The organism is Pseudonocardia pini (assembly GCF_013870575.1).
In the GTDB taxonomy this organism is placed as follows: Bacteria; Actinomycetota; Actinomycetes; order Mycobacteriales; family Pseudonocardiaceae; genus Pseudonocardia; species Pseudonocardia pini.
In genome coordinates this window covers 1-5,339 of sequence record NZ_JACBXB010000368.1, presented here as the reverse complement: position 1 = coordinate 5,339, position 5,339 = coordinate 1, and the positions used below count along the sequence as shown (strand labels likewise).

At 73.2% G+C, this 5,339-nt stretch carries 5 protein-coding genes and 1 pseudogene; 5 read left to right on the top strand and 1 reads right to left on the bottom strand.

The window, feature by feature from the left end; genetic code table 11:
- Both H5J29_RS19660 and H5J29_RS19655 read left to right on the top strand, forming a co-directional pair.
- A partial coding sequence (locus H5J29_RS19660) for a DinB family protein (RefSeq protein WP_512700126.1) occupies nucleotides 1–269 on the top strand: 269 nt, incomplete at its 5' end.
- A gap of 25 nt (nucleotides 270–294) precedes the next feature.
- Nucleotides 295–1,473, top strand: coding sequence for a trans-sulfuration enzyme family protein (locus H5J29_RS19655; protein WP_181782513.1), 1,179 nt, complete (start codon nucleotides 295–297; stop codon nucleotides 1,471–1,473).
- A gap of 220 nt (nucleotides 1,474–1,693) precedes the next feature.
- Here H5J29_RS19655 and H5J29_RS19650 read toward each other — a convergent pair whose 3' ends face one another.
- On the bottom strand, nucleotides 1,694–3,727 hold the full coding sequence (locus tag H5J29_RS19650) for a transglycosylase domain-containing protein (RefSeq protein ID WP_312858313.1): 2,034 nt from the start codon (nucleotides 3,725–3,727) through the stop codon (nucleotides 1,694–1,696).
- Between the two features lie 263 nt (nucleotides 3,728–3,990).
- Here H5J29_RS19650 and tatA point away from each other — a divergent pair.
- The 3 genes and pseudogenes from tatA to H5J29_RS19635 all read left to right on the top strand — a co-directional run.
- Nucleotides 3,991–4,134: pseudogene (tatA, locus tag H5J29_RS19645) on the top strand (Sec-independent protein translocase subunit TatA); the annotation flags it as partial.
- Between the two features lie 37 nt (nucleotides 4,135–4,171).
- Nucleotides 4,172–5,077 carry a TIGR03854 family LLM class F420-dependent oxidoreductase gene (locus H5J29_RS19640; protein WP_181782511.1) on the top strand — a complete coding sequence of 302 codons (906 nt, stop codon included), beginning with the start codon at nucleotides 4,172–4,174 and terminating at the stop codon, nucleotides 5,075–5,077.
- Nucleotides 5,078–5,085: 8 nt separating this feature from the next.
- Nucleotides 5,086–5,339, top strand: a 254-nt coding sequence (locus H5J29_RS19635) for a DUF309 domain-containing protein (protein WP_181782510.1), incomplete at its 3' end; no start/stop codon positions are given.

Sequence of the window (5,339 nt, the reverse complement as noted above, 5' to 3'; positions counted from 1 at the left end):
CCCGGGCCGGCGGGTTGGAGTTCCCGGCCGCCGAGGTGGGGGCGATCGCGCTGAACGAGCTGGTCGTGCACGGCTGGGACCTGGCCCGGGCCACCCGGCAGCGGTTCTCGGTGGACGGGCCGAGCGCGCAGACGTGCCTGGCGTTCGCCTCCGGGTTCGACGTCGTGGTCCCCGGGTTGTTCGGCGAGCGGGTCGAGGTCGGCGAGGGTGCGCCGGTGTTCCACCGGGTGCTCGGCGCCGAGGGGCGGGACCCGCGCTGGACGCCGTGAGGAGGGCCGCCGTGACAATGCGGGAGTGCACTTCGAGACCCTGAGCGTCCACGCGGGCAACGCCGTCGACCCCGGCACCGGAGCGATCCGTCGACCGCTGGTGATGGCCAACTCCTACGCGCTGCCGGAGGATCCGTCGGAGCTGAGCTGGTCGGACTTCTCCGCCCCGCTCTACACGCGCAACGGCGGCGCCAACCAGGGCTGGCTGGAGGAGAAGCTCGCCCTGTTGGAGACGGCGGGCGAGCGCGGCTCCGTCGACGCCGTCGCGCTGGCCAGCGGGGTCGCCGCCCTGCACGCGGTGCTGTTCACCTTCCTGCGGGCCGGGGACCACGTGGTGTGCTCCGACGTCACGTACGTCGCGACCTACCGGCTGCTCACCGAGCTGCTGCCGGAGAAGTACGGGATCACCGCCACGCTCGTCGACTCGGCGGACCCGGAGGCCGTCCGGGCCGCGATCCGGCCCGAGACGCGGCTCGTGCACGTCGAGACCCCCGCCAACCCGACGACCCGGATCACCGACGTCGCGGCGGTCGCCGCGGTCGCCCACGAGGCGGGGGCGCTGCTGTCGGTCGACGCGACGTTCGCCACGCCGATCCTGCAGCGCCCTCTCTCGCTGGGTGCCGACCTGGTCGTGCACTCCCTCACCAAGTACGTCAACGGCCACGGCGACGCGATGGGCGGCGTGGTGATCGGCGACCGGGCGCTGACCGACCGTATCCGGGCGGACGCGCAGGTCAACGTGGGTGGGGTGCTCAGCCCGTTCCACTCCTGGCTGATCATGCGCGGGGCGGTCACGCTGCCGCTGCGGATGCGGCAGCACTGCGCGTCGGCGCTGGCCGTGGCGGAGTTCCTCGAGGCGGACCCGCGGGTGGCGTACGTGGCCTACCCCGGGCTGGCGTCGCACCCGCAGCACGAGCTCGCCGCGCGGACGCTGACCGGCGGGTTCGGCGGGATGCTGGCCTTCGCCGTCCGCGGGGACTCGGACGCGCAGAACCGGTTCGTGGCGGCGCTGCGGCTCGTGACGTCCGCGGTGTCGCTGGGGCACGACGAGTCGCTGATCGTGCACGTGGGCGGGGACGACGAGCGGGCGCGGTTCTGGCCCGAGGAGTTCCGGCGGTGGGGGCACCTGCGGTTCTCGGTGGGGCTCGAGGATCCGCGAGACCTGATCGCCGACCTCGCGCAGGCCTTGGGTGTCGTGGGGTGAGGGTGGTGGGCGCTCCCGGCGGCGGCACGTTTCGTGCTCTCAGCGCGGCATGATCGCGGTTTGCGTGCAGTGGCCGCGGTTGGCCCTTCGCATGATCACGAGTTGGGTGCTCTCAGCGCTGCCGCAGGAGCGCTGAGAGCACCTCAACAGCGATCTTGCCGCGCTGAGAGCACGAAACGTGCAAATCCCTCGGGCGCCGGACGCTCAGGGCCCGGAAACCTCAGCCGCCGTCAGCGTTCTCCCCACCCTGCTCGGGCGCGGGCTGGTCGGGGGTCGGCTCTGCGGCGCCGTCCGCCACCGGCGGCGCGACGACCACCGACGGGAGCGTGCCCGTCAGATAGGCCGGGTCCACGGCGGGGAGGGGTGCGACGGGTTGGTCGCCGAGGATGTCGGTGAAGGCCCGGTAGAAGGTCCGGGCCGGCGCCTTGCCGCCGTAGATGTTCCCGCCGGAGCAGGTGCGGGGCGGGCTGCCGTCGCAGATCGGCTTGGGCGCGTTGGAGTCGTCGAACACGATCGCCGCACCCGCGAGCTGCGGCGTCGCCCCCACGAACGCCGCGGACTTGTACTCCTGCGTGGTCCCCGTCTTCGCCGCGACCGGCCGGTTCCACCCCATCTGCCCGGCGGCGGCCGCGGACGTGCCGCCCGCGGCGTCGTCCTTCGACAGGCCGGTCATCAGGGTGTCCGCGATCGCCGGGTCGAGGGCCTGGGTGCAGGCCTGCTGCGTGACGGCGACCGGCGAGCCGGTCCGGTCGGTGACCGACGCGAGCGGCGTGGGCGGGCACCAGGTCCCGTGCGAGGCGAGTGTGGCCTGCACGTTCGCCAGCTCGAGCGCTGAGGTCGGGGTGACCCCGAGCGTGAACGACGCCTGGTTCTGCTTCTTCATCACGTCCGCCACCGACGGCGTCCCGGCCTTGCCGCTGTACGGGGTCTCGGCCAACGACGTCAGCCCCAGCCGGACGGCCATGTCCACCACCGGCGGCACCCCGGTGCTCTCCTCCAGCTTCACGAACGCCGTGTTCGGCGACTCCGCCAGCGCGTCCTGCAGGGTGAGCGCGGTGCGGTAGTTCCCGGCGTTGCCGACCGGGATCGGCCGCCCGGCACCGTTGCGATAGATCGGCGACGTGTACCCGCTGGGCGGCACCGAGATCACCGTGTCGATCCCGACGAGGTGCTGCTCCATCGCCGTCGCGGCCGTGAAGATCTTGTAGACCGAGCCCGCGCCCATGTTCTCCGGCTCGTAGGGCAGCCCGTAGCTCGACTCCCCCGGCTCGTTGCCGAAGGTCCGGTTGGCGGCCATCGCGACGACGCGGTGCGCGTCGGCCCCCGGCTGCACCACCGCCATGACGTCCGCGACGTGCGGCTGGGTCGGCGGGACCTGCCCGTCGACGGCGGCCTTCGCCTTGGCCAGTGCGTCCGGGTCGAGGGTGGTGGTGATCGTGTAGCCGCCGCCGGCGAGCCGGTCGGTGGGGAACCCCGCCCGGTCGAGGTAGCTGAGGACGTAGTCGCAGAAGTAGCCCGCGTCCCCCGCCCCGATGCAGCCCTCGCCGGGGATCGCCGGGTCCGGCACCACGCCCAACGGCGCCGTCGCCGCCTGCGAGGCCTGGTCCTGCGTGATCGACCCCTGCTGGCGCAGCGCCTCCACCACGACGTTCCGCCTGCCCGTGGCCGCGTCCGCGTGCGCGACGGGGTCGTACTCGGTGGGGCTCTGCACCATCCCGGCGAGCAGCGCGGCCTGCGAGACGGTGAGCGCCGACGCGTCGACGCCGAAGTACGCCTGCGCCGCGGCCTGCACCCCGTACGCCCCGTGTCCGAAGTAGACGAGGTTGAGGTAGCGGGTGAGGATCTCGTCCTTGGACAGGTCGTGGTCGAGGCTGACCGCGAGCTCGGCCTCCTTGAGCTTGCGCGCGTAGCTGGGTGCGACGGCGGCCCGGCGCTCGGCGTCGGACTGTGCGGCCACGTAGAGGTCGTAGTTCTTGACGTACTGCTCGGTGAGCGTCGACGCGCCCTGGGTCGCGCCGCCGTTGGAGTTGTTGACCAGCGCCCGCGCCGCGCCGATGGGGTCGAAGCCGCCGTGCTCGTAGAAGCGGCGGTCCTCGATCGCGACGATCGCCGCCTTCATCGACGGTGCGATCTGCTCGCTCGCCACCGGCACCCGGTACTGGTCGTAGAGCGAGGCGATCGTGCTGCCGTTCTCGTCCTGCACCCGCGTGACGGCGGGGAGCACACCCGCCTCGAGGTCGGCGTTCGTACCCACCGCGGAATCGCTCACCGAACCGGCGAGAAGTCCGATTCCGCCCGCAAAGGGAAAAAGCATTCCAGCGACCAGCACACCCGCCACGACGGCGAGCACCAGGAGCTGCCGGACACCCACCACACGACCCACGATCGCACTGTCTACCAGGCCCGATCACCTGCCGTCGGGCGGCCCTGAACGCATGTTCCCGACAAGCACCCGCAATTCGGACTTTCATTCCGGGAATGTTGGGGAAGCGCCGTGGGGACGTGCACACTGCCGTCATGGGTGAGCTGAGTGCGTGGCACTGGGTGATCGTGGTCGGGGTCTTCGTGCTCCTGTTCGGCGCGCGCAGGCTGCCCGACGCCGCCCGCAGCCTCGGCCGCTCCGCCCGCATCCTCCGGGCGGAGCTGCGCGGGGAGGACGAGACCCCGCCGACCTGACGGGCCGGGTAGCGTCGGGCCCGTGAAGGTGCGGATCGGGATCGGGTCGCTGCCGGTCGGGGGCTCGACCGGGGTGGGCGGGTTCGCCGAGCTGGTCGACGAGCTGGAGGCACGCGGGATCGACTCGCTCTGGCTGCCCGACCTCGTCGGGTCCGAGTCGGTCGACGCCCTCACCGGCATGGCGTTCGCCGCGGGGCGCACGCGCAACCTCAAGGTCGGCACGGGGGTCCTGGTGCTGCCGGGCCGCAACCCGGCGCTCGTGGCCGCACAGCTGGCGTCGTTGGCGGCGTTGGCGCCCAAGCGGATCCTGCCCGCTTTCGGGGTCCGGCCCGCGCAGAGCCGGGAGCGCCAGCTCTATCCCGTGCCCGGGCAGCGGGCGGCGGTGTTCGAGGAGTCGCTGGTCGTGATCCGGCGGCTGCTGGCCGAGGAGCGGGTCACCCACCACGGCGAGTTCTTCCACCTCGACGAGGCCACCGTCGGCCCTCGCCCACCCGGCAGGCTCGATCTGTGGCTCGGCGGGCGCGCCCCCGTGGGGCTGGACCGGATCGGCAGGCTGGCCGACGGCTGGCTGGGCAGCTTCGTCACGGCGGCGGAGGCCGCGGACTGCCGGGAGACGATCGAGCGCGCGGCCGCCGCGGCGGGCCGCGAGATCGAGGCGGACCACTACGGCACGAACCTCGCCGTGGTCCCGCCGGAGGCCACCGAGGCGGAGGTCGACGCGGCGCTGGCGGGCTCGCTCGACCGGCGACCGGACGTCGCGCCGGAGAAGATCGTCGCCCGGGGCTGGGCGGAGGCGCGGGAGCGGATCGGCGAGTACGTCGACGCGGGGCTCACCAAGTTCGTCGTGCGGCCGGCCACGCCGGTGCCGCACTGGCGCGGGTTCCTCGACCAGTTCGACGAGGAGCTGCGCCCGCTGGAGACGCCGTGACAGACCGCGTGAGCCGCGATCGCGACGTCGCCGGGCGGGCCCGCAACGCCCGCCCGCGAGACGCCCTCGGGCGCCCACTCCCCTATGGCGCACAAGGGGTCCCGCAGATCCCTGACGATCTCGACCTCACCCCCGCCGAGACCGTCACCGAGGCCCAGCGGCTGCTCGACGAGGGGCTCCCCTTCCAGGCCCACGAGGTGCTGGAGGCGGCGTGGAAGACCGCGGGCCCGGACACGCGCGACCTCTGGCGGGCGCTGGCGCA